The following is a 23,402-nucleotide window of genomic DNA, read 5'->3' as shown; positions in this document are numbered from 1 at the left end:
TATAAGAGGAACAACCCGTTTTCTTGTAAAGGGTTTTCTTTTACCCAACCCAAATGTACTACCTACTATGAAAAAACTATGTTTACTCTTTATATGTGCTTTCCTGTTTGAGGCTGCTCAGGCCCAGGAACGCGTATTGAACAGGGGCATCATTAACCACAATGAAGAGTCTGGCGGCGGTGAACGCGCCAACAGCGGCTTCGGGGTGAAAGGTGGCGTGCTGTTCAGCTCCCTTCAGGGCGATGGCAAAGACATGCTGGACAACCTGAGAAGCTCCACCAACTGGCACGCCGGTTTTTACTCGCAGTTCAGCCTGGGCCAGGTGTTCTCCATTCAGCCAGAGGCCCTGTACACCCGCCGCGAGGTGAACGCTGATGACGCTGACCGCCGATTTGATTATATTGATGTTCCGGTACTAGCCGTGCTGAACCTCACAGACAATATCAGCGTGCATGCGGGACCGCAGGTGGGCATCATGCTCACGGCCAAACAAGACGACAAAGAGATTGACAAAGAAGGCCTGAACACGTTTGACTACGGGGCAGCCGCCGGGGTAGAAGCCAAGGTGTCTATCTTCAGGGTAGGCGGGCGTTACTACCGCAGTTTCTCAGACCTGGGCAAGTTTGATGCCGCCAACGCCAACCGCGCACTGAACGACATCAAAGCCGGCAACTTCCAGGTGTACCTGGGCTTCGGTTTCTAGGTCGTTTTAGCAAAACCAGCAGAAAAGGGTGCTTCTCTCCAAGAGGCACCCTTTTCTGTTTTGGGTCTCTTTTGGTAAAAAGGGCCTAAAACGGTCGGGGCCGGCAGCAGTACTGCCGGCCCCGACCGTTCTGGTTAGCAGAAGAACCGTTTAGCTTCGGTCGTGCTTGCCTTCGGCGAATTCCTCAATCATTTTCTTGTTGAAGGCCGGAATGTCCTCTGGTTTGCGGCTGGTGACCAACCCCTGGTCTGTGACCACTTCCTCGTCTACCCACGTGGCCCCGGCATTGGTAAGGTCGGTTTTGAGCGAGGGCCAGCTGGTCATCTTTCTTCCTTTTACGGCCTGGGCCTCTATCAACGTCCAGGGGCCGTGGCAGATGGCGGCAATGGGTTTGCCCGTGTCCTGGAAGGCTCGCACGAAGGCCACGGCCTGGGCATTGGCCCGCAGGTAGTCGGGGTTCATGACGCCGCCGGGCAGCAGCAAGGCATCATAGTCAGAGGCCACGGCCGCTTTCAACTCCTTGTCCACGGGGAATTCCTTTCCCCAGTCGGTCATGTCCCAGGCCTTGACGGTGCCCGCCTGCGGCGAGATAAGGTGGGTTTCCGCCCCTGCTTCTTCCAGGGCGGTGCGGGGCTTTTCCAGCTCCACCTGCTCAAATCCTTTTTCTACCAAAATGGCAATTTTCTTACCGGCTAATTTCTGTGCCATACTCTTCAAATTATCTATATGTTAAAATCGTATATTATTGTACATTGGGAGGGAAAGATTCGTTACATTGATATGAAATACCGGAAAAGTATGTTTTTACGCCTACCACTCTTCCTTGGCTTTATGCTATTCAGCGTACTGCTGACTGCTCGCGCCCAGGCGCAGGCGCCCAAGGTGCCGGCCGTGAAGCTGGCGCACCTGCAGAAATACCTGAATTCTACCGCAGACACCACTTACATCATCAACTTCTGGGCCACCTGGTGCAAACCCTGCATAGAGGAGCTTCCGCACTTTGAGGCCGTGCAGCAACAGTCTAAAGGCAAACCGGTGAAGGTGATCCTGGTGAGCATGGACTTTGTGAAAGACCTGGACAAGCGCGTGGTGCCGTTCGTGACCAGGAACAAACTGAAAAGCATCGTCTTCCTGCTGGATGAACCAGACCAGAATGCCTGGATTGATATTGTGGACCCTTCGTGGAGCGGCGCCATTCCGGCTACGCTTTTTATAAACAATGCCCGTAAGCAGCGGCTTTTCCTGGAGAAGCCCATGACCCTGGCCCAACTGCAGCAGCACCTAACCTCTACCCTCTCTAAAACCCCTTAACCTTATGAGAAAACCTTACTATTTCCTGCTCATTCTGAGCGTGCTCACTTTGCTGGGCACCTCAGCCTACCGTACAGCCGAAGGCGGCTACCAGGTAGGCGACACCGCGACTGACTTCAAGCTGAAAAACGTGAACGGCCAAATGGTGAGTTTACGGGACCAGAAAGAGGCCAAAGGGTTTATTGTCACTTTCACCTGCAATACCTGCCCCTACTCCAAGCTCTATGAAGACCGGCTGGTTCAGCTGCACCAGAAGTATGCCCCCAAAGGCTATCCTGTCATTGCCATTAACCCCAATGACGTGACCATCTCACCCGGTGATTCCTATGCCCAGATGCAGAAGCGGGCCAAAGACAAGAACTTCCCGTTTGTGTACCTGCATGATGAGACCCAGGAAGTGGCCAAACGCTACGGCGCCACCCGCACCCCGCACATTTACCTGCTCACCCGCAACGGTCAAGACCTGAAAGTCAGCTACATAGGCGCGATTGACGACAATTCTGGGGACCCTGAAAAAGTGCAAAAGCGGTATGTAGAAACGGCCTTGGACCACTTGCTCACCGGCAAGCCCGTACCCCAGACCAGCACCAAAGCCATTGGCTGCACCATCAAATGGCGTAACAACAGCTAAGGTACCTACCGGTAAAAGAGGGGCGCCGCTTCGGGTTTGTTTTTCATAAAACAGACCCGAAGCGGCGCCCCTCTTTTATGCACCCGCCTACCCTTGATGACCGGTAGATGCGCCTGATTTAGTTTTGGCCAGATGGGCTTCTTTTACCCCCGCCATACGGGCCTCCACCTCAAATTTGTTGTGATAATAGCCCATTCTAGCTGATTCAAGCAGGTAGAGCCATAAAAACCTCAGGTAGCCATGCTCCTGGAACTGACGCACATGGCACAGTTCATGGGCCACCCAGGCCGAGTCGCGCAGAAAATTTTCTTTGGAAACTCCGCTTAAGTGTATAGTTTTGCCCAACACCATGGCCACGTTGGAGCTCTTCAAGACCCACCGGGCAATGCGCGCAAACGGTGACCGCTCCACTATTTTCAACTTTTTTTCAAGGGGCTCCATCTTTTTTCTTTTGCCACTTTATACGGCATTCCGCTTTCTCAAGCTACATTCTCCCTCTTTCTGCTTTTTTCTTTTCCTGCCAAAATACTAAAAGGCGCCTTATACGAGTTTGGTTTTAAAAGGTTTCATATCTACCTTTGACTTAACGAGTTTATGTTGCCATTCAACTAAACTCCCAGTAAAAGGGCTTTCTTCCTGTTTTTCGGCGTCTTTGGCGCTTACAGTTGGAAGGGCCGCGAGTGGTCTCTGCTGCAGCCGGTACCACCCGATGTTTCACCATTAAAACAGATGATGAAAAGTTACATTCTGTCTGCACTAGCCTTAGGCTCTGCGTTTCTGTCCTTCTTCTATGAAGTACAACCTTCTTCAGCCAACACCTACTCTGAAGAAGCCTTCAACACTACCCCATCAGAACAAATCCAGGAATGGGCGTTGGAGCACAATCAATTCAATTTTTCTGAACCCGCCAATGAAGTGGCCAGAGAGAAGAGCCTCACCTTCAAAGACTCTCTCTTCTACAACTACTACTCCCAGTCATTGGGCCTGCAGCTTGATTTTGACGAGGACAAGGAACTGCTGGAAACCGTAGCCAACTGGATTGGTACCCCTTACCGCTCTGGCGGCAGCTCACAACGCGGCACCGACTGCTCCGGGTTTGTGAGCAAAGTCTACAAGCAGGTGTACGGCATCTCGCTTACCCACAGCTCCCGCTCCATGTTCCATCAGGTGAACAGAGTCTCTAAAAGCGCCATGGAAACCGGTGACCTGGTTTTCTTCCGCCGTGGCCCAGGCCAACCCATCTTCCACGTGGGCATTTACCTCAAAGACGGCAAGTTCATCCATTCCGCCTCTAACGGTGGGGTAATGATCAACTCGCTCATGTCGCCTTACTACAAGAAGAATTTCTACGCCGCCGGCAGAGTCATCTAACCACCGCGGTAATAGCCTATATCAAAGCGCCTGTTCCTTTTGCTGGAACAGGCGCTTTTCTTTTGCCCCTCCTTTTCTGAAAGCCGGCCTAAACGGACAGAAATACCTATTCCCACTTCTAACTATTTCCGGTAAAACCTAGTATAGAAAGTGTTACAGACCAGCACTGCGGCCGTCTGCTGCCCCAGGCAAATTCTTGTCGGTTTGCATCTCCTTTTTTTCGTTACTTCGTCCGGGGGCTGAAAGCCTCTGGACTTTACACCTGTTATTAAACGTCAATTTTTATATGGAAAACGAAACCCAAAATAAACAGAACGTGCATGAATCCTCGTTCTTCAAGCGCTTCCTGCAGAAAGCAGAAGAGTACATCCGGCAGCCGTTGCGCATCAAGCAACTCCTGAATGATGCCTATCAGAAGGCGAGCGAGAAAAAAGACTTCGGCACTATTGCCGCCGAGGTCATGGAGAGCGTGGGCACCCTTACCCGCATGATCAAAGCCGCCGTTTCCGGCGAATACAAAGGCATTCCCAACAACACGGTGGTGATGGGAGTGGCCGTGCTCATCTACTTCCTGTCGCCTATTGACATGATCCCCGACTGGATCCCGGTGATCGGGCTTTTGGATGACGCCACGCTGTTGGCTTGGTTCATGACCAGCATCAAAACCGAGATGGACAAGTTCCATGCCTGGGAGGCTACCCAACCCACCCGAACTACTGCCCAAGACCCGGCTGCTTCTGCCCCTCTGGCCCTGAGTGCTGATAACTCTGCCCATAGCCCTAAATACCAGAACGAGGCGGCGGGCCAATACGGCACCAGCACCCCCACGGCACCGTCTACCAGCGGCATAGGTTCTTCGGCGCAACAGCAGCACCACGGGCAAGGAGCAGGCAATATGCAGATGGGCAATGAGTCCTCTGGCTCCCAAGGCTCTACCGGGGGCATCATCTCTACCCAGCAGGACATTCCGGTGACCAGCCTCCACTCAGTGGAAGGCACGCCCATTCAGGAGATAGACCCCACCGCCACCCATGATGCCGCCCCTACAGATCATGGTGTACCAACCGGTTACGGAGAGCCCAATGTGCGCGCCTCTACCACCGACGGCACCCGGGTTCCCAACAGCAACAACTATGACATGGACCACGGCGGCAACGTGCGCTAGGTTTCATTGGGAGAATGAATGATTGAGAGAATGAATGATTGAGAGAATGGTAAAATGAAGGGGGATAATTTTCCTTCAGACTTGACCTAAAACCTATAAAAAAGACGTCTCTAGCGGGGCGTCTTTTTTATTGTTTTCGGCTTTGCAAAGCCCTGCTGTTGAATAAGGAAAAATAGCTGGGCAGGCTGTATCTTTGTTCTAGCTATGGAGAGGAAGAAAAGTACCCCCGCCCTTACCAAGGGGATTCTGGAGAAGGAGATAGATACCATTGGCCTGGTGCAGTTTGTGCCCAGCGCTACTGCCAAATACGTTAGAATCAGCATCAAGCCGGGACAGGGCGTACGGGTGACCCTGCCCAAACGCGCCACCCTGGCCCAGGCCGAAACTTTTGTGCAGGAGAAGGCTCCCTGGATCAGGAAGCACTTATCAAACCAGCAACAGGAACAACAGAAAAAGACGCTTTTCTCCCCGGACGTAGAGTTCAAGACCCGGTTCCACCAACTGCTGCTGCTCCCCCATCCCTTACCACAGGCCAAGAGCCGCCTCAAAGATGGTATCCTGTATGTGTGGTACCCAGAGCAGGTGGGCTATGAACACCCAGACGTGCAGGAGTACATCAAGCAAAGCGTGGAATACACCCTACGGCTGGAGGCCAAGCGCTATCTACCGCAACGCGTGGCGCACTTTGCCCAACAGTTCGGGTTCTCTTACCAGCAGGTGGCCATCAAAAACGCCAAGACCCGCTGGGGCAGCTGCTCCTACACCAACAACATCAACCTGAACCTCCACCTCATGCGCCTGCCGCCCCACCTCTGCGACTACGTGATCCTGCATGAGCTGGCCCACACCGTAGAAAAGAACCACGGCCCCCGTTTCTGGGCCCTTTTAGACAAAATAAGCGGCGACGCCCGCGGCCTTGACAAGCAACTGAAGGCCTATAGGCTGCAGGTGTACTAGATAGAGTTCTGAGTCTTGAGTTCTGAGTCTTGAGTGGGGAAAGAGGAAACCGTTTCGGCTCTGTTTTCTGGAGAACGGCCCTGAAACACCATTAGCTACTCCTTAGAGGAGGGAAATTACGGGTACGCCAACCTCTTCCTATCCGCAATACCGTCTGCTCAAAGACCTCGCAGCGTCCGGAGGTCCTGCGAGCGTCTGCGCCCAAGGCAGAAGAAGCCCTTGCCTGTGGTACGCGTTCTTTACGGCCGAACTATTGAGACAAGGCATGCCTTGTCTCTACCATCAACAAACGACGAGCACCAGGTAACAGCGGCTTTCCCCACCAGTCCGCAGGACGAAGGAAGGCATTGCAACCTCTCCCAAGCAAGCATTTCACTTGTGGCAGGGCGGGATGAAGGCCTACGTGAGGCCGAGGGACGTCCTGCCGCACGTGACGAACGGCTCAAGCTAGTTAGACGCAAGTTTCCTATGAAATAAAAGACGGTTGCCAGGTGGTACCGCACCGAAGCCCCGCCTGTCTGAACGTCAGCGAGTTCGGGGCTTCTTGATTCTTTTGATTAGGTTGAGCATCAAGGAGAAAAGTGACAAACCTCCAAACGGAGGAACAAGCGGTAGAGATCAAGTAAGAAGGTAATGAGGGGTAAAAGCTTTGAACTAAAGGAAATTACTTGCTGATGCTAAGCCCTTGACCGCCTTTCCTGAGGCTGTCGCCTCACTGAAGTTGCAAACTTCAGATCATTTTAGGTCCAAGTCACAGACTTGAACCAGGAGAGCAAATGGAAGAAATTCCCCCTTGTACCTAAATTTCCTAAAGGTTTCAGGGCCAATTTTTCTAAAATTGGGCTAAAATGTCGCTCACCCTTTTTCGCTTCCGCGGCGTCTCTTAAACCCACCTCCTCCTACATGAAGAAAGGCAGAAGGAAATTCCCCCTGCCTTTCGAGATCAAAAATGAGCAATCTTATAAATAAAGGGGTTAGCTGGCTTGGCGAATGGTGTGGGTAGAGACGTAGTTTACAAAATCACCCACGGTGTTCAAAGGCACTTCATCTGGGATGACAATCTTGAAGCTCTTTTCCAGCTCCAGGATAATGTCTACCACATCAACGGTGTCAAACCCAAACTCTTTGCTGAGGTCGGCAGAGACCCGCAGGCGCGACGGCTTGATCTCTTTGGTCTTACTGATGATTTTAACGACTTGCCGGGTAACAGATGGGGTATGTGCAGTAATCATATAGGTAAAAAATTAAAGTCCTTGGTCAAACAAATCAGCTTACTAAAACCGCCTTTTTGGCGCGGCGTTCAGGAAGCACCCGGTTCTTGATTCTCTCATTGATCAGGTACATCATAGGCACTACCAACAGGGTCAGGAACGTGGCAAAGCTCAAGCCAAAAATGATGGTCCAAGCCAGAGGTCCCCAGAAGGTCACGTTCTCGCCGCCCAGGAAAAAGTGCGGGTCAAACTGGGTGAACAGGGTGAAAAAGTTGAAGTTCAACCCAATGGCCAGCGGAATAAGACCCAGAATGGTAGCGGTGGCGGTCAGCATCACCGGGCTCAGGCGCGTTTTACCGGCCATCACAATCGCCTCCTCCAATTCCATTCCCTCTCCCAACAGCACATCAGTGAATTCCACCAACAAAATCCCGTTTTTCACCACTATCCCGGCCAGGGCTATGATCCCAATTCCGGTCATCACAATGGACATATCCATATTGAAGACAGAGAAACCTAGCAATACCCCTATCACCGAGAAGATAACTTCTGATAAAATTATGAGCGACTTGGAAACGGAATTGAACTGCGTCACCAACACCAAGAATATCAAGCCCATAGAGGCAATACCGGCCAACGAAAGAAAATCCATGGTCTCTTTCTGGTCTTCCTGCTCGCCGCCCATCCTGATCTCATAGCCCGCCGGCGTAGGGAAACGGTCCAGCGCCGTCTGGATATTGGCCACCACCTCATTGGGGTTGTAGCCACCCAGTACGTTTGAGGAAAGGGAGATCACGCGCTTCAGGTTCTTGCGTTTGATGCCGCCGTAGGTGGTGGAATACTTGATAGTGGCTACCGCCGACACCGGCACCTGCCGCACCATGCCTGCCGCGTCTCTAAAGGTGAGCACCATGCCCATGAGCTGGTCAATGTTCTTGCGGTACTGCTCGGCTAACCTGATCTGGATGGGGTACTCGTCTTCGTCTTTCTTGAATTTAGAGGCTTCTTTCCCGAAAATAGCCGTTCTAAGCTCAGCGCCAATCTGGGCTGTACTCACGCCTTCGCGGTTGGCGCGCACGCGGTCAATCTCAATGGTGATCTCTGGGTTCTTGTCCTCCAGGTCGGTGCGCAGGTCTTCTACCCCGGCAATCTGCGCCGAATCTAGGTACCGCTGCACGTTCTTGGAAACCTGGATCAAGCCGGCAAAATCTTCGCCCGCGATCTCCACCAGAATAGGCTTGCCCACCGGCGGGCCGTTCTGCTCCTGCTCCACCGTGATCTCAGCCCCGGGAATGCCCTTTACCGCCTCCCGAATATCATCTAAATACCTGGCGGTGCTCACGCCCGGCTCCCGGTCTTGATACTCCACAAACGCCACCGTCACCCGCCCCTTGTTAGACTCGGCCTGCCTGCTGCCTGCCATGGGGTCACCCGCGCCCACCGCCACGTTGGAGATGATGGATTCCACGTTGGGATTCTTCTGGCCTACCACCTGAAACACCCGCCGCTCCACCACCCTGGTAATGGAATCCGTCACCGATTGGTCTGTTCCCACCGGCATGCTGATGTAGGTGTAGATAAAGTTAGGGTCACCCTGCGGGAAGAACACCACCTTGGGGGCTCTTAGGGCGGTGATGATAAAAGACCCGAAGAGCAGCGCCACCACCAACCCCAGCACCTTGTAAGGGCGCCGGCCAATCAGCATCCAGCGTAGCAGGCGCTCATACCGACTCATGAAGGCGGGCAAGACCTTGCGCTGGAATTTATTGATCCAGCCGGTGAACACGAACTTGTTCAACGCCACAAACGCCATGAGCACCACCACCAGGTTGCCAATACCCAGCCAGCCCACCAGATAACTCAACAGGGCCAACCCTCCCATAATCAACATAGACAGCCGGAACGTTTTCCTCTGCTGCGCTGGATTGCTCTCGCGGCGCATAAAAGACACCGCAAACACCGGGTTGATGATAAAGGCCACCACCAACGACGCCATCAAGGTGATGATCAAGGTAATGGGCAGGTAGAACATGAATTCACCCACAATACCCGGCCAGAATGCCAGGGGTAAAAAAGGCGCCACCGTGGTGAGCGTTCCCGCCAGCACCGGCAGAAACACCTCACCGGCCGCCATCTTCGCTGATTTGGCAATGTCCCAATTGGTCTCATGGTAAATGCGGTGCGTGTTCTCAATGACCACAATGGCGTCATCTACCACAATTCCCAAGGCCAGCAGGAACGAGAAGAGCACGATCATGTTCAAAGAGAATCCGATCATGGGCATGATCAAAAAGGCGATGAACATAGAGATGGGCACCGACAGCCCCACAAACAAGGCGTTGGTAGTCCCCATGAAGAACATCAGGATCAAGGTCACCAAGATAAACCCGATGATGATGGTGTTGATGAGGTCATTGAGGGTATGGCGCGTGCTGGTAGACTGGTCACCGGTCACCGTGATTTTGAGGCTCTCTGGTAATTGGGTGCCGTGGGCCTGGTCAATGATGGCGTTGATCTTGTCAGAGGCCTCAATCAGGTTCTCGCCGCTTCGTTTGACCACGTTGAGTGTGATCACAGGGTCATTGTCTAGCCGGGCGAAGCTCTCGCGTTCCTCAAAGGTGTCAGTTACCTGGGCGATGTCGCGCAGGTAGATGTTGCCGCCGTCCAGGGATTTCACCACAATGTCGCCAATGGCGGTGGGATCGGTGTACTGGCCCACTACGCGCACGGCCCGTTTCATGTCGCCTACCCGCACGGTACCGCCTGAGATGGTCATGTTCTCCGTGGCAATGGCCCGCTCAATGTCCATGAACGTAACCCGCGCCACCTGCATCTTGTACATGTCCAGGTTCACCTGCACCTCCTGCTCCAGCGCGCCCACAATGTCTACGCGGGTGATCTCCGGCAGAGCCTCCATGCGGTCTTGCAAATCCTCAGCGAACTGTTTCAGTTTCTCGGCACTGAAATTCCCCGAGAGGTTCACGTACATGATGGGCATCTCAGAGAAGCTGATCTCCTGCACATCCGGCGCCTGGTCTAAATCGGTGGGCAAATCGGTTTTGGCTTTGTCTACGGCGTCTTTCACGCGCTGTTTGCCTACTTCCACGTCTACCCCGGTGTTGAACTCCACGGTGATCATGGCAAAATCCTGCATGGAGGTAGACGTCACTTTCTTCACCCCGTTCAATGACTTGATCTGCTTCTCAATGGGCCGCGTGACCAGGTTCTCCATGTCTGAGGGCGAGGTACCGGGGTACACCGTGGTCACGATCATGGTGGGGATCACAATGTCTGGGAAATTCTCCTTCTGCAGGCGGTTGTAGGCCAGAATACCCACCAGGGCAATGATCAGGGTGATGATGTAGATACTGGTGCGGTTGTCTATGGCCCAACTGGTAGGCTTGAATTCCTTGCTATTGTTTGACTGTTCCATAGGAATGAGATTGTAGGAAGCCCTAAGGTGCCGCGGCACGTTTTAGCCCCTTTTTTTGAAAAACTCCTCAGAAAACCACCGGCTGACCCTCGTTCAGGTTCTGGGCCCCGGCCCGGATGACCTGGTCCTGGGCGTTGAGACCCGTGCTCACTTCCACTTTGCCGCCGTAAGAAGCACCGGTGGTGATGGGGCGTTTGACTGCCACCCGCTGCCCGCCTTTCTGTTCGGCCACGTACACAAAGTTGCCTTGCTCGTCTTTCTGCACAATATCCAGCGGCAGCGAGAGGGCGTTCTCTTTCACGTAGTCCTGGATGCGCACCACGGCCACCATGTTAGGCCGCAGGTTCACCTTGCCCTGGTCGGCCGGCTTCACGCCCAGTTCCACCGTGAACGACCGGTTATTCGGGTTGATGTTGCTGCCCACCACCCGTACCGTAGTCCTGATCTCCTGGTTCAGGTCAGGAAACATGACCAGCGCCTCATCCCCTTTCCTGATCTTGCTGGCATACGCCTCAGAGACCTCGGCCACGATCTTGCCGCTGTTGGCATTCACCAACCTGATGATGCCCATACCGGGCGCCACCGCCTCCCCGGACTTAGGCACCACCTGGTCTACCTCCCCCGAAATAGGGGCTTTCACAATGTACTGAGCCCGCGCGGCCTGCATGGCAGCCAACTGGCGCTCCAAGCTCTCCACGTTGTTCTTGGCTTGCAGGAACTGGATTTCGGTGCCGATTTTCTGATCCCAGAGGTTTTTCTGCTTTTGGTAGATAGTGCGGGCCAAATCCAGGTTAGGGCGAAGGGCAGCTATCTGTTGGTCCAGCGGGCCGGCGTCAATGGTGGCCAGGGTCTGGCCACGGCTCACTCGGCTTCCCGGGTCTACCCGCAGGCTGGTGAGCACGCCTGGCACCTTGGGGCTTACCATCACGTTCTGGTCGAAGTCCACGCGGCCCTGCACTTCCAGGTAATGGCGGAATGTCTCAGGCTGCACGGTTACCACCGTCACCGGCACAGCGGTTACTATGGGGGCACTGCCCTTGCCTTCCTTCTGCAGTTCGGTTTCCAATTGGGTTATCTGGCTGGCTAGTTCGGCCTGCTGCTTTTTCAGATCTGCCAGTTGCGCCGACTTATCTTTCTCGCCACAGGCGGAAGACAAAAGCGCCATGGCGACAAAACCGGCAATGAGATGCGTTTTCATAAGTCTAAAGATGAGATGAAGAGGCTTCTTAAGTTATTTCAGGAGTAAGGCCCCGGTAGCCCGGTCAGCGTCTACCTGGGCAATAAGGGCGTCATAGAGGGCACTGTAATAGCTGGTCTGGGCAGCCCGCAGGTCGGTCTCGGCGGTGATCACTTCCAGGTTGGAGCCTACGCCCTGCTGGTACTTGATGCGCGAGACCCGGGCGATCTCCTCAGCTAGTTCCAGGTTCTGGCGCTGGGCCCGCAGCACGCTCAAGGTATTTTCCAGGGTCACGTCTGACTGCCGCAACTCCAGGTCTATGGCTTGCTGCAGCTGTTCAAAGCCCAGCTTCACGTTCTCCAGCTGGATCCGGGATTGCTGCACCTGGTAACTTTTGCGCAGGCCGTCAAAGAGGGGTACCTGCAAACTCAGGCCCACCACGCCGAAGTCAAACCAGTTGCGGGTGGTGGTGTTATTGGCGCCCGCCCGCACGTCTAACAGCCGCGAGAACGTTCTGCCCACCCCGTTGTAGCCGTAGTTCGCGTTGAGCAGCAGCCGCGGCCAGTACCCTGCTTTGATGTTCCGCTGGTTCAAAAGCGCCAGATCCCGCTGGGTTTCCAGAATACCGTATTCAATGCGGTTTCCGTACGCGAACCCGGCGTAGTTGCCCATGGGTTTGGCGGTGGCCAGGCTGTTCTCGTTCAACTGGTCGGTGAGCAGGATGGGCTGCGCCTGCGGAAAGCCCATCTGGAACTTGAGCAACTGTTGACTCAGCGCCAGCAGCCGCTGTGCTTTGTCATGGTCTATCTTCAGGTTGTTGTAGCTGACCCGCAGGCGGTCTACGTCCAGTTTTTCCACAAACCCGTTCTGGTTCATGATGATGGTCTGCCGCAGCAGCGTGTCCAGGCGCCGGAGGTTCTGGTCTAGCAGCTTGATCTGCTCCCCGGCCACCAGCACACTGTAATAGGCCTTGCTCACCTGTTCGGCCACCTCTATCTCGCCTTGCTGGGTATTCTTTTTAGAAAGCTGGGTATAGGTAGAGGCGGCCCGCAGGCCGATGAGGTACGACCCGTCAAACAACAGCTGGGAAGCAGAAAGGGCCGCCGCCCCCGTCCAGGGCTGCACGAACGTGATGGCCTGCGGCCCGGGCACGCTGTCGGGTGCGGAGTAAGAGGGCGACAAGACAATGTCCTGCCCAGACCTCAGCTGCTGCTGCGTGATGGTGAAGTCGTTGAGCTGCGAGGCTCCGCCGAACTCGCTGAAATCCACGATGGACTTCTGCTGAATGAAGTTGTTGTTGATCTCTACCCCAGCGTTCACCTGCGGCAGCCCGGTTGCCCGCACCTCGCCCACCCGGGCTTTGTCTATCTGTTCCTGGTTGCGCAACGTTTTGAGGCTGGGCCGGTTCTGGAGCGCGTACTGAATGGCCTGGGGCAACGAAAACGCTTGTTCCTGGGCCGAAACCAAATGGGGCGCCTGCAAGAAAAACAGCCAGCTTACCAGAAGCCAACTGACGTAGATGCGCTTTTTCATACCTTATTCGTCTTCTATGATCTGTTTGTATTGGTTCACCAATTTATGTCCTTTGAGCGTAGCTAGGCCCAGAATGAAATGCTCCAGCAGCGCCACCTGTACTTTCTGCAGGTCAAACTGAGTTGCCGGGAAGTTCTCTGAGTCAAACCCCAGCTCCACCTCGGCCAGCCGCAGCCGGGCCAGGATCTCCACGTCTATGTCTTCCCGGAACAGTTTTTCCCTGATGCCCCGCTGCATGTGTTCTTTGGTCTGCTCCAGGAAGAAATTGTTCTTATGCTCCTGCCAGAGCCTCCAGGCGGCCGGGTGGTATTTCTGCAGGTCATAGAAAATGCTGGGGTGCATTTGCCGCATGATGTCCCGCACCATCTCCACAATCTGGAACATGGCCTCCATGGCATTGGCCGCCGACGCAATGGCCTGGCTACAGGTACCTTCCACCGCCTGGATGTACTGCTGCATGCTTTCCAGCACCACCTCATCTTTGTTGGCGAACCATTTGTAGAGGGTTTTCTTGGACACCCCCAGGTGCGCCGCCACGTCATCCATGGAGACCGCTTTGATGCCTTTCTGGAAGAAAAGGGCCCGGGCCTGGTGCAGGATCCTGTCTCTGGTTTCCATGGTTTTTCGACGATTCTGGGCCTAACCTAAGGAAACATTCAGTGTTTCCAAAGTTTCCAAACCAAATACAAAAATCATGTTAACACATTGAATTACAACAAAATAAGATTCGTTTGATTTCTAAAAAAGCAGCCAATAAACCGCCTAAACTCTGCACTATTCCCAGCGTTTTTCTAACCCGAATGCTGCAGGCAGGAAGTTGAAGAGGAGAATTCCTGGCTGCGGCTTTTCCTGTTTCAGGGCTGGTTTAGGAAAAAGGGGTGCTAAAGGGCACAGCAAACCCGGCTTCCGCCGAGGCCCGGCAGAAAGGGTACAATTCTGTTTTTTTATTTGCGTTTAGCGGTTAGATTCCTAAAACGGCCTTCAATCTGGCATACCCGGTTTTGCTGAGGGGCAGGCGGGTACCGTTGCGCAGCAGGGCCACGTGGGTTTCTTTCTCCAGCGGCTCAATGCGGGTGAGCTGGTCCAGGGCCAGCAGGTACGAGCGGTGCACGCGCACAAACTTGCTCTTCTCCAGGGTTTTCTCATAGTAGCCCATGGTTTTCTTCTTCAGGTAGCAGCCAGAGGCCGTATGGACTTTCACATAATCGTCATAGGCCTCCAGGTAGTGGATGTCGTGCACGGGAATGATCCGGATGTCGTTGTGCACCTTCACCACAATGCGCACCTGTTCTTCGGGCTGCTTGGCGGGGACTTCCTCCAGCACCTTCACCGCTGCCTCCGGTACCGGCTGCTGCTGTTTCTGCCGCCATTTCTTTAAAGCGGCGTCAAAACGCTCCTGGGTGAAGGGTTTGAGCAGGTAGTCTACGGCGTTGGTCTCAAAGGCTTTGATGGCATACTCATCAAAGGCGGTGGTGAAGATCACGCCGGGCACGGCCTCTACCAGTTCCAGCATCTCAAACCCGTTGATCTTAGGCATCTGAATGTCCAGAAACACCAGACCGGGCTGGTGCTGCAGAATGGCTTTCACGCCCTCGAAACCGTTGCTGCACTCCTGCACGATCTCCAGGTCTGGGTGCTTCTGCAGGTACTCGCAGACAATGCTGCGGGCCAAAGGTTCGTCATCAATTACCAGGCACTTGATCATGGCTTCTGTGGGATTTTAACCGTGGTGATAAAAACGTTGTCTTGCTGATGGGTAGAAAGCAGGTCTGTGCGGGCGTACAACAGGTACAGGCGTCGGCGCACAGACTCCAGCCCGAATCCGGTGCCCTGCTTGTGTTGCAGCAGCGCCGAGTCAAAAGGGTTCTGGGTGCTGATGACCAGCAGGGAGTCCTGCCGGGTGGCAGTGATCTGGATGAGGATGTCGTCAATGGTGTCATAGAGCCCGAACTTGATGGCGTTTTCCACAATGGGCTGCAGCAGCAGGTACGGCAACTGCAGCGGGAGACTCTCCTCCTGGTAGTCCACCTGGGTCTGCAACCGGTGCCCGAAGCGTACTTTCTCAATCTCCAGGTAAATCTGCAGGTGCTGCAGTTCATCCGCCAAGGGTACCATGGTCTGGTCGTCTTTGCGTAGCGTGCCCCGCAGGAAATCTGAGAGTTGCTGCACCATTTTCTTAGCCTGGTCGGGCTGGGTTTTCACCAGTGCACTGATGGAATTGAGGCTGTTGAACAGGAAGTGCGGCTGCAATTGCTGGCGCAGGTTGAACAGCTCCGCCTCGCGGGCCAGTTTCTCGGTGGCGGTTTTTCGCTCCTCGGCTTCCTGCTTTTCAAGGGCGTAGAAACAGAGCCAGTTCTGCAGCACAATGAACAGGATCATAAGCCAGGCAAACGCCAGCCGCACAAAAAAGGTCTGTTCTACGAAAGCCAGATACGCTTCCTGCGGACTTAATAGGTACTCCATTCCTGTTTCCCAAAGCACCAAGCTGATCATGGCCACCCCCAGGCTCCAGCCCATCAGGTACACCACCTGTAGGCCCCCCGGCCGGTAAAAGCGCAACGCCAAAGACATCACGTAGCCGCTGCCCACCACCAGGCCACTGCTCAGGGAAGCGTCTTTCCAGGCCAGGCCCACCGGGTAACCGGCCTCTTGGATCACCAGGGTCTGCACCACCGCCCAAAGCAGGGCCCAACCCAGGTACAGCAGAATCACCTTAAGAGAAGACATACACGAGACAGCTTTTTGAAAACAGGTGGAAAGACAGGTAGGTAAGCGGTTTAATAACTTTTGAGCTCAATACCGCCAAAGAACACGGTTCCCTTGAGGATCAATACTTTGTCAGATTCCAGGGCTGCCTCTACAAAGGCTCGTTTGTCGTCAATCCCGCCAAACACCGTCACCACCTCAGAACGCACTTTCCAATGCGGCGGAATGATGAGGCTCACTCCCCCGAACACCTCATTGATGTTAATGATGACTTCGCCCTGCAAGTCAGCGTGCGTGAGGTTGTATTCGGCGCCGCCGCAGAAGGTCACAATGTCCCCCCCCTTGAAGTCTTTCGTGAAAACGTTCTTTTTAATGCCCCCGAAGATGGCCGTGGCTTTGAGAAAATCATCATGGCTGGCGGTGGCGTTGTAGGGGGCACTCTGGGGCGGAGGCTGGGGTCCGCGGAACCTGGTTCCCATGGGTCTTCTGTTCCTGAAATTCTCCTCAAACGGATGCCGGGGCTTGAAAATGAGCCAGAGTCCTCCGGCCATGATAATGGCTGGCCAGATGTACCGCTTGATGGAGACGCCCGGCAGCAGGTCTTCCAGCAGGAACACACCGCCAATGAGCACCGGAAAGATCCACCCCGGGTTGCGGAAAGAATGCCGGATTCCGGAAATCAATCCTATCACGATGATCAAGACCTTCCAGGAGAACACCCACCGCGGCAACACAATCGCGTTTAGCTGGTAGGCCAGCAACACAGCCCCTATGCCTACCACCAACAACCCACCGGCTACCCGGCCTCCTCGGGTGGTGGTGCCTCCCCATCCCTGGCAGCTCCCGGTTCTTTTTATGTGTTGATTTTCCATAACCTTGTTCTGAAGTATGTCCCAAAAGTAGAGGGTCGCTTGTCGTGGCACAACGGGAAGTAGGCCAAGGCCCACAGAAAGTAGGTGAACGGCCGGTTGCCGTAGGTGAATGAAGAAATTGATTCCGTTTACCTACCATCTTACTTCAAATTTTGAGCGTATTCTCTGACTCAAAGAAAGCATTTTACGGCTGATTTTCAGAAAATTAGCCTAAAAGGATGGTGCTTGGCGCCTTCCGCCCGCGGGCGAAAACCCAGCCGGAAGGTCTTGCCTACAAAACGGTACACAATCTCTATTACTTCTTTATCTTTGCGCCATGCTATTGGAGAACATCAAACGCCTGACCCAAGAGGTAGAGGCTTATGCTATAGAGAACAAAGAGCACCTGGAAGCTTTTCGGAACACCTACGTGAGCCGCAAAGGCCAGATTGCCGCCCTGTTTGACGAGATGAAGACGGTGGCGCCGGAGCAGCGCAAACAGGTAGGCCAGGAACTGAACCAGCTCAAGCAGCTGGCCCAGCAGAAACTGGACACCGCCCAGGAAGCCCTGGAGCAGAACGCCACGCCAGACGCCCTGGCCGGCCTTGACTTCACCCTGCCGCCGGTTCCCCATGCGTTGGGCGCCCGCCACCCGCTGTCGCGCGTGCGCGAAGAGATCATCCGTATTTTTGAGCGCATCGGGTTCAACGTGTCTGAAGGCCCCGAGATGGAAGACGACTGGCACAACTTCACGGCCCTGAACTTCCCCGAGAACCACCCCGCCCGCGACATGCAGGACACGTTCTTCCTGAGCAAAAACCCTGACATGCTGCTGCGCACGCATACCTCAACCGTGCAGGTGCGCGTGATGGAGCACCAGAAGCCGCCCATCCGTACCTTGTCGCCGGGCCGCGTGTTCCGCAACGAGGCCATCTCGGCGCGGGCGCACTGCATGTTCCACCAGTTTGAGGGACTGTACATAGACCGCGGCGTGAGTTTCAAAGACCTGAAAGACACCTTGTATTACTTTGTGCAGGAGCTGTTCGGACCAGACACCAAGATCCGTTTCCGGCCTTCTTTCTTCCCGTTCACCGAGCCCAGCGCCGAGATTGACATTACCTGCCACATCTGCAAAGGCCAGGGCTGCAACATCTGCAAGCAAACGGGCTGGGTAGAGATTGGCGGCTCGGGTATGGTAGACCCCAATGTGCTGGAGAACTGCGGCATTGATTCCAAAGAGTTTTCCGGCTTCGCCTTCGGCATGGGCATAGAGCGGATCACCATGCTCAAATACCAGATCAAAGACCTGCGCCTATTCACCGAGAACGATGCCCGGTTTTTGCGGCAGTTTGAGGCGATCTAAGGCGTTTCAGATACGGGGAGAGGAGCAGTAGCCAGGGTTTACCGACTGTTTTTCAAAAAGTGGCCGGTAAACAGAAATTTTCTGGTTTCATTTTCAGAGACTTATCAAAAAAGATAAAATTTTTCTGACTCAACACTTGCGTACTACGCCTGCGGCCCCTACTTTTGCATCATCATTTAAGGCTACCCGCCTAGGATGATAAACTCCTCCTTAGCTCAGTCGGTTAGAGCACATGACTGTTAATCATGGGGTCCTTGGTTCGAGCCCAAGAGGGGGAGCGCTGGAAATAAGCCACTTACGAGATAAAACTTGTGAGTGGCTTTTTTTATTTGCCTACAGAAGCCCTCCACCGGGAAAGCAAGGTACTGGATAGAGCAGGACTCAACTCCACTATAATGACTCCTCTAACATAAGAGAACCCAAGCCAAGCCTCACAAAGCTAAAAGAATTAGCAAACCACAAGCTTTTTCAATATTATTCAGTAACCAATGGGCTTAATATGCGTATTTTATTAGCAAACAAAAGGAAAAGAATATGAAACTGAAGATAGAAGAAAAGCCCTTTTTGGCGGAAGGCCGTCACGTAGTAACGGTAACGGAGGTGGAAGAAGGAAAGAGCGAGAACAAGGATATCCCCTTTATCAACTGCCGCCTGGAGAATGAGGAGGGTTTCGTGAATCAGCGCTTCTACCTAAGCGAGCCGGGACAGCCGATTCTGGCTTCCTTTCTGAAAGCCCTGGGGATAGAAAAAACTGAGGTAGACACGAAGGAGTTGAAGGGAAAAACCCTTTCAGTAGAGGTGGAGGAACGCTCTTATGAGGACGCCGAAGGGAAAGGGAAAACCATCAAACAAGCGACGCACTTTGAACCGGCAGGAAAAGCCAACACCTCAGACCGCATCTGACAACTCCCTTCCCAGGGCTTTCCTAATAATTTCTTGCTTCAGGCAGGGTAAACAAGCAGCTCTAAAGCAGTAAAGGGTAATTGTCATTCTCCGGTGACATAGGCAGCAAAGATTGAAGAAAACTTTAAGGGGCAACTACTGCGGTGGTTGCCCCTTAATCATTTTGCGCTGTAGCATTTTATGGGGTTGAATTACGCTGGGTAGCCTATTCAACAACGAGCCACGGCCGGCCTCTTCCCTACCCTTGGCTTCCAGGTAACGGACACAACATGTTCAAACCTGACCCAAACCTAAGTATAAAGGTCCAACGCAACCAAACCTCAAAACGGAGATTCTTATTGGAGGGGGAAATGGACCATAAAGCCCCAAACTATCTCTTTAGCTGGTGCCGCATCAGAACCATCCCTGTCCTAGGTGATAAGTTGTAATCGTTGGTTCAGCCTATTTACCATAGCCTTTTATTACAATTCAGTTAAAAACAAAAAGGCCCCTCAAGTTGAAGGGCCTTGCCAGAGGAAGATAACCTCAGATCACACTATTGTTAGGAAATGGCCTTCCTACCGGCCTCGGCCACCGTATGGTCATTCTCCACCGTGCTTCCAGACACCCCAATAGCTCCAATGACCTCTCCGTTTTCCCCCATGATCGGGAGCCCTCCGGGAAAGGTAATGAGTCCGCCGTTGGAGTGCTCTATGTGGTAGAGCGGACCGCCCGGCTGCGAGGCTTGCCCCAGGTCGCCGGTGGGCATGTCAAAATACCGAGCCGTTCTCGCCTTGCGGATGGCGATGTCTATGGAGCCCAGCCAGGCACCGTCCATACGGGCGAAAGCCGTCAGGTTCGCCCCGGCATCCACCACGGCGATGTTCATCTTCAGGTTCAACTCCTGGGCCTTCTCCAGAGCTGCCCGTATGGCCTTATCGGCCTGTTCCAGTGTTATACCCATAAGAATGCTGTTTATTTAGTTAGACAGATAATTCAGATGCATGATCTGATATGTACTCCCGGCAATGGGAAAGGTTGGTGAAGACAGGGTTTTAGGTAAACACCCGGCTTTTCTGCTAAGAGGGTTACACAAAAACTGGGGAAAACATCTCCTTCCTCTTTTCAGGAGTTTCGTTATCAGAACAAGGGGAAATCCTAAGAGGCCCTTTTTCTAAAAATCCAACTTAAAAGCAGGTCCTCCATCCTTATTCTTACTACAGAAACTACCCTTGCCCACACCTAAGCTCTCCCTCCTTTAAAAAACACGCTGCCCCTTGCGGCTGAACTTATCTCTGGAGGCCTTTATTAGCCTAACCTAGCATAACTTACTTAAAGCATCCCCTTTCTATCAAGGCAAAGAAAACCCTCCCTTCTTCAAAAATCCCGGACTGGAAGCGCAGCCTCTTTCCTCAGTTCTCCTCTCTGCGAAGCTTCCCTAAATTCTGCTGCTTTTCTTTTATTGGCGTTCCTTTCCTACTTTTACCTCCAGACACGGGCAAACCAGTCCGTTTACCCCTTGCCACCTCACCCCCAGCCTTCACTTTTAGCCATCCATTTATGAGCATTCCCAAACTTCAGACAGGTATTGACGCCTTTGACCTTATTTCAGAGGGTGGTTTGCCTGTGGGCCGCACCACCCTCTTAGCTGGCAGTTCTGGGAGCGCCAAAACGTTGTTCGGCGCTCAGTTTCTGGCCATGGGCATTCTAAAGTTCAACCAGAAAGGGGTATTTGTGACTTTTGAGGAGCAGGTAGAAGACATCAGGAATGACCTGAAAGGGTTTGGCTGGGACATAGACCAATGGGAGTCTGAAGGGAAATGGACGTTTATAGACGCCTCTCCCAAGGAAGAAGATGTCATTACCATTGGTGAATTTGATTTAAGCGCTTTCAGGATACGGCTGGAAAGGGCGATCACTAAAAACAATGCCCAGCGGGTAGTCATTGACTCTATTGGCAGCATCTTCACCCACTTTCCTGAGCATAACATCATCAGGCAGGAAATGTCTAAGGTGACCATGACGCTCAGACGCCTGAAAGCCACCGCCCTCATCACCACGGAGCGCACAGAGGAATATGGTTCCATTTCCCGGTACGGGGTGGAAGAGTTCCTGGCCGACAATGTCATGATTCTGCGCAATGTACTCACCAATGAGCGGCGCAGGCGCACCATTGAGATCCTCAAATTCAGGGGCAGCAACCACGTGAAAGGCGAAAACCCTTTTACCATTGTTCCCCACCATGCCATTGTGATCGTTCCTATCTCAGCCATGAAGCTAACCCAGCACGCCTCCAACCTGCGCGTATCATCTGGGGTACCGGAACTGGACCAAATGTGTGGCGGCGGTTTCTTCAAAGGTTCTATTATCCTGGTCTCTGGGGCCACCGGTGCAGGCAAAACGTTATTGGCCGCTAATTTCATAAACGGCGCCAAAGAGAAAAAAGAGCGCAGCCTGCTCCTGGCTTTTGAAGAAAGCAAGGAGCAGATTTTCAGAAACGCCCAAGGATGGGGCCAGGACCTGGAGCAGCTGGAGGCAGATGGTTTCCTGAAGGTGGTCTCTACGTATCCGGAGGTTTCCTCCCTGGAAGATCACCTGATCTCCATCCAGGAGCTTATCAAAGAGTTCAAACCTGACCGCATTGCCCTTGACAGCATTTCGGCCTTGACCCGGAATCCGTCAGAGAAGGGGTTTCAGGAGTTTGTGGTGGCGCTCACTAATTTTCTGAAGCACGAAGGAATCACCACCCTGTTCACCGCCACCACCCACATGCTCACCGGCGGCGCTTCTATCACGGAAGGAGACATTGCCACCATCACAGATACCATCATTCTATTGAGATACGTGGAACTGACCGGTGAAATGCAACGGAGTATCACGGTGCTCAAGATGCGTGGCTCCAGACATGACGCCTCTATACGGCGGATTTTAATTGACGCGGAAGGAATGCAGATTGGCCAACCCATTACCGGCATAAGCGGCCTGCTCTCACATACCCCAATAGTAGCCTAGCCAGGCTCTCTTATTGAGAGACAACATTGGTCTGAGAGAAACTGCGAAGGCCCTAGATGAAGAAATAATGACTAATTATTGGATACAACTGTATATAAATAGAAACAGCACTACCTCTGTAGGCGCTGAAGAAAATTTAAATGCTATCCTTAAAAAATACTTCCCCGGTGATTTCCAGCTTGAGATAATTGACATTCAGGAACACCCAGACAAAGCCGAAGAGGCGGGCATTCTGGCCATTCCTACCCTGATCAGGAAATGGCCACAACCAGAGGTGCGCTTAATTGGCGCTTTAACCGTTCAAACCCGCGTATTGGCAGGCTTAGGCATTGCCAATGTAGACCATTTGCTTAAACAGAAAGAAGAGTAGTGCACCATAGTTCTAGACTATTGTGCCAGGTAGGCAGACCCGGCTTTTGCAAAAAAAACCACCCTTTTTAAACAGCCCAGAAACAGCGTTTTCCTGCCTTTATAATGGAATTTAGGCCTTTCCTGCTTTCGGTTTCTTAAGGATTCATTGGCCAGGACCAAAAGGAGCATAAAAAAGAGCCACTACAAGTAAAAACTGGGAGTGGCTTTTTTTTACGCCGTTTCCTTTTCAACCCTTCCATCACCTTTGAACTTGTTCTGAAAGGGCAGCATTGGTTTGACTAAGGCCCTAGCATACGGCACTTTCGTCACGCTAAGTTTGGAACCGATAATTCAGGTGGCCTCCCATCTGCCTGGGAGCTCTTCGTGACCGGTATTCTACCTCCTCTATCCAGACAGGACAAACCTTCCTCCTAAAGACTATATTGGTTAAACCTTTGACTCAGTACTGTTTATTATTTAATATATAAATTTTATTATATCTGATGACTGCTTTATTAAGCAGTTCCTCTTTTAAAAATATAAGTAAAGATTCAGCTTCACTGGTCATTTTACCCTTACCTGCACAGACACCATAAAGGATAGGCCATAAAACATGCATTTTTCAGAAAAAGCCTCTTAAACAGGTATTTTCAAGGTTTATCTCGCATATAAATTATAAATTTACTTTGATTAAATTATATTAAATCCCTTCTTTGTACCTCAGGAACTTAATAAAAGGAAGAGC

The 23,402-nt window shown here is 52.9% G+C and carries 21 protein-coding genes and 1 tRNA gene; 11 read left to right on the top strand and 11 right to left on the bottom strand.

Annotated elements, in window-relative coordinates; translation table 11 throughout:
• Window positions 1–67 precede the first annotated feature (67 nt).
• Window positions 68–703, top strand: coding sequence for a porin family protein (locus FOE74_RS20520; RefSeq protein WP_149100521.1), 636 nt, complete (start codon window positions 68–70; stop codon window positions 701–703).
• Window positions 704–853: 150 nt separating this feature from the next.
• Here FOE74_RS20520 and FOE74_RS20515 read toward each other — a convergent pair whose 3' ends face one another.
• Window positions 854–1,411, bottom strand: coding sequence for a type 1 glutamine amidotransferase domain-containing protein (locus tag FOE74_RS20515; protein WP_149100520.1), 558 nt, complete (start codon window positions 1,409–1,411; stop codon window positions 854–856).
• A 123-nt stretch (window positions 1,412–1,534) separates the two neighbouring features.
• On the opposite strand from FOE74_RS20515, the gene FOE74_RS20510 reads away from it, so the two are divergent.
• Complete coding sequence (locus FOE74_RS20510; RefSeq protein ID WP_225840914.1) at window positions 1,535–2,014, top strand: TlpA family protein disulfide reductase; 480 nt, start codon at window positions 1,535–1,537, stop codon at window positions 2,012–2,014.
• Window positions 2,015–2,018: 4 nt separating this feature from the next.
• Window positions 2,019–2,645 (top strand): thioredoxin family protein, encoded by a 627-nt coding sequence (locus FOE74_RS20505; RefSeq protein ID WP_149100518.1) that lies wholly within the window; start codon window positions 2,019–2,021, stop codon window positions 2,643–2,645.
• 87 nt (window positions 2,646–2,732) lie between these two features.
• Here the strand turns inward: FOE74_RS20505 and FOE74_RS20500 are convergent, their stop codons facing one another.
• The gene (locus FOE74_RS20500) at window positions 2,733–3,086 is read right to left on the bottom strand and encodes a hypothetical protein (protein ID WP_149100517.1); all 354 of its coding nucleotides are present in this window, start codon (window positions 3,084–3,086) and stop codon (window positions 2,733–2,735) included.
• A 288-nt stretch (window positions 3,087–3,374) separates the two neighbouring features.
• Between FOE74_RS20500 and FOE74_RS20495 the strand changes: the two genes are divergently transcribed.
• From FOE74_RS20495 to FOE74_RS20485, 3 genes are all read left to right on the top strand, one after another.
• A complete protein-coding gene (locus tag FOE74_RS20495) occupies window positions 3,375–4,016 on the top strand; it encodes a C40 family peptidase (RefSeq protein WP_149100516.1) in 642 nt (213 codons plus the stop codon).
• Window positions 4,017–4,302: 286 nt separating this feature from the next.
• On the top strand, window positions 4,303–5,181 hold the full coding sequence (locus FOE74_RS20490) for a YkvA family protein (RefSeq protein ID WP_149100515.1): 879 nt from the start codon (window positions 4,303–4,305) through the stop codon (window positions 5,179–5,181).
• A 204-nt stretch (window positions 5,182–5,385) separates the two neighbouring features.
• On the top strand, window positions 5,386–6,138 hold the full coding sequence (locus FOE74_RS20485; protein ID WP_149100514.1) for a M48 family metallopeptidase: 753 nt from the start codon (window positions 5,386–5,388) through the stop codon (window positions 6,136–6,138).
• A 974-nt stretch (window positions 6,139–7,112) separates the two neighbouring features.
• On the opposite strand, the gene FOE74_RS20480 is transcribed toward FOE74_RS20485, so the two are convergent.
• From FOE74_RS20480 to FOE74_RS20445, 8 genes are all read right to left on the bottom strand, one after another.
• The gene (locus tag FOE74_RS20480) at window positions 7,113–7,370 is read right to left on the bottom strand and encodes an acyl carrier protein (protein ID WP_149100513.1); all 258 of its coding nucleotides are present in this window, start codon (window positions 7,368–7,370) and stop codon (window positions 7,113–7,115) included.
• A 34-nt stretch (window positions 7,371–7,404) separates the two neighbouring features.
• Window positions 7,405–10,782: an efflux RND transporter permease subunit gene (locus FOE74_RS20475; RefSeq protein ID WP_149100512.1), complete on the bottom strand. Its 3,378-nt coding sequence runs from the start codon at window positions 10,780–10,782 to the stop codon at window positions 7,405–7,407.
• A 67-nt stretch (window positions 10,783–10,849) separates the two neighbouring features.
• Window positions 10,850–11,980 carry an efflux RND transporter periplasmic adaptor subunit gene (locus FOE74_RS20470; RefSeq protein ID WP_149100511.1) on the bottom strand — a complete coding sequence of 377 codons (1,131 nt, stop codon included), beginning with the start codon at window positions 11,978–11,980 and terminating at the stop codon, window positions 10,850–10,852.
• A 33-nt stretch (window positions 11,981–12,013) separates the two neighbouring features.
• Window positions 12,014–13,492 carry a TolC family protein gene (locus tag FOE74_RS20465; RefSeq protein WP_149100510.1) on the bottom strand — a complete coding sequence of 493 codons (1,479 nt, stop codon included), beginning with the start codon at window positions 13,490–13,492 and terminating at the stop codon, window positions 12,014–12,016.
• A gap of 3 nt (window positions 13,493–13,495) precedes the next feature.
• Window positions 13,496–14,110 carry a TetR/AcrR family transcriptional regulator gene (locus tag FOE74_RS20460; RefSeq protein WP_149100509.1) on the bottom strand — a complete coding sequence of 205 codons (615 nt, stop codon included), beginning with the start codon at window positions 14,108–14,110 and terminating at the stop codon, window positions 13,496–13,498.
• A 343-nt stretch (window positions 14,111–14,453) separates the two neighbouring features.
• Window positions 14,454–15,197 carry a LytR/AlgR family response regulator transcription factor gene (locus FOE74_RS20455; protein WP_149100508.1) on the bottom strand — a complete coding sequence of 248 codons (744 nt, stop codon included), beginning with the start codon at window positions 15,195–15,197 and terminating at the stop codon, window positions 14,454–14,456.
• Window positions 15,194–16,219 (bottom strand): sensor histidine kinase, encoded by a 1,026-nt coding sequence (locus FOE74_RS20450; protein ID WP_149100507.1) that lies wholly within the window; start codon window positions 16,217–16,219, stop codon window positions 15,194–15,196. The genes FOE74_RS20455 and FOE74_RS20450 overlap by 4 nt, the downstream gene beginning before the upstream one ends.
• Before the next feature lie 50 nt (window positions 16,220–16,269).
• Entirely contained in the window at window positions 16,270–17,070 is an 801-nt protein-coding gene (locus tag FOE74_RS20445; RefSeq protein ID WP_149100506.1) for a LiaF transmembrane domain-containing protein, read from the bottom strand.
• 316 nt (window positions 17,071–17,386) lie between these two features.
• Here FOE74_RS20445 and pheS point away from each other — a divergent pair, with 316 nt between their 5' ends.
• The 3 genes from pheS to FOE74_RS20430 all read left to right on the top strand — a co-directional run bounded on the left by pheS (window position 17,387) and on the right by FOE74_RS20430 (window position 19,315).
• Window positions 17,387–18,412, top strand: coding sequence for a phenylalanine--tRNA ligase subunit alpha (gene pheS / locus FOE74_RS20440; protein ID WP_149100505.1), 1,026 nt, complete (start codon window positions 17,387–17,389; stop codon window positions 18,410–18,412).
• A 204-nt stretch (window positions 18,413–18,616) separates the two neighbouring features.
• A tRNA-Asn gene (locus FOE74_RS20435) sits at window positions 18,617–18,690 on the top strand.
• A 256-nt stretch (window positions 18,691–18,946) separates the two neighbouring features.
• Window positions 18,947–19,315, top strand: a complete 369-nt coding sequence (locus tag FOE74_RS20430) for a hypothetical protein (RefSeq protein WP_149100504.1) — start codon at window positions 18,947–18,949, stop codon at window positions 19,313–19,315.
• Window positions 19,316–19,856: 541 nt separating this feature from the next.
• On the opposite strand, the gene FOE74_RS20425 is transcribed toward FOE74_RS20430, so the two are convergent.
• Complete coding sequence (locus FOE74_RS20425; RefSeq protein WP_149100503.1) at window positions 19,857–20,258, bottom strand: GlcG/HbpS family heme-binding protein; 402 nt, start codon at window positions 20,256–20,258, stop codon at window positions 19,857–19,859.
• 596 nt (window positions 20,259–20,854) lie between these two features.
• On the opposite strand from FOE74_RS20425, the gene kaiC reads away from it, so the two are divergent.
• Window positions 20,855–22,306, top strand: a complete 1,452-nt coding sequence (gene kaiC / locus FOE74_RS20420) for a circadian clock protein KaiC (protein ID WP_149100502.1) — start codon at window positions 20,855–20,857, stop codon at window positions 22,304–22,306.
• 67 nt (window positions 22,307–22,373) lie between these two features.
• On the top strand, window positions 22,374–22,676 hold the full coding sequence (locus tag FOE74_RS20415) for a circadian clock KaiB family protein (protein ID WP_149100501.1): 303 nt from the start codon (window positions 22,374–22,376) through the stop codon (window positions 22,674–22,676).
• Window positions 22,677–23,402 lie beyond the last annotated feature (726 nt).

Origin of the sequence: Rufibacter glacialis (assembly GCF_008271745.1) — a bacterium.
Lineage (GTDB): Bacteria > Bacteroidota > Bacteroidia > Cytophagales > Hymenobacteraceae > Nibribacter > Nibribacter glacialis.
This window is presented reverse-complemented; position numbering and strand designations above follow the sequence as displayed.